The sequence below is a fragment of the Anaerovibrio lipolyticus genome (genome assembly GCF_021531495.1).
In the GTDB taxonomy this organism is placed as follows: domain Bacteria; phylum Bacillota; class Negativicutes; order Selenomonadales; family Selenomonadaceae; genus Anaerovibrio.
The window spans coordinates 1-907 of sequence record NZ_JADYTY010000073.1; the positions used below are offsets into that span (position 1 = coordinate 1).

General features: G+C 31.1%; 1 protein-coding gene. It reads left to right on the plus strand.

The features are described 5' to 3' along the window. Nucleotides 1–205: 205 nt before the first annotated feature. Nucleotides 206–907, plus strand: a 702-nt coding sequence (locus I6E26_RS11015; RefSeq protein WP_235321912.1) for an Rpn family recombination-promoting nuclease/putative transposase, incomplete at its 3' end; no start/stop codon positions are given.

Consider the following 907-nt stretch of genomic DNA (forward strand, 5'->3'; position numbering starts at 1 on the left):
GAGCATATAATTCCAGTTTCTCAGATGAAGTAATTACTATAAAAAACAATCAACAATTTAGAAAAACTTCCACCAAACTCAGCCGTAGTTAATCTATGGCTTTCGTTATTTCTTGTTGCCTGTAATATATTCCTATGCTATAATAAAATAAAAACATACTTTCTTATACAAGGATATTTTATAGTGATTAGAAAGGAAAATTTGCATGGATATATACACCAATTATTCAATAAAGCCATGGAATGAACTTACTTTTACAGATGATTACATGTTCAAGCTGGTGATGTCAAAACATCCAAAATTCATAAAGAAACTACTTGAAATAATTCTACAGGTAAAAGTACGAGATATTCGCTTTCACGAAACAGAAAAAACATTTAAAGAAAGCTATGACGGCCATGGTATACGTTTTGATCTTTATGTAGAGGATTCTGATAATACTATGTATGATATAGAAATGCAGATCGGATATTACAACTCAAATGATCTTGCCAAACGTATGAGATTCTATCAGGGCATATTTGATGTTGATTCCCTGAAGGCAGGACAAAGATATACTCTGCTAAAGAAAAGTATTATTATTTTTCTTTGCCCTTTCAAATTTCTCAATGGTGAACGTAGTTTATATACATTTAACACATACTGTCAACAAGATAAATCCTTGCTGCTTCCTGATGAAACTACCAAAATAGTAGTATCAAGTGCAGGTAATAGAACTACAGATACGCCTAAAGCCCTTATTCCAATACTAGATTATATGAATGGAAAATCCGCCAATAGCAATTTTACAAAAGCTATTGATGATGCTATCAAGGAAGAAAAAAATATTGAAACAGAAAGGATGAGCTATATGACATACGAAATGAAATTACAGGAAATGCAAGATTTTGGTTACAATAAAGGTAAA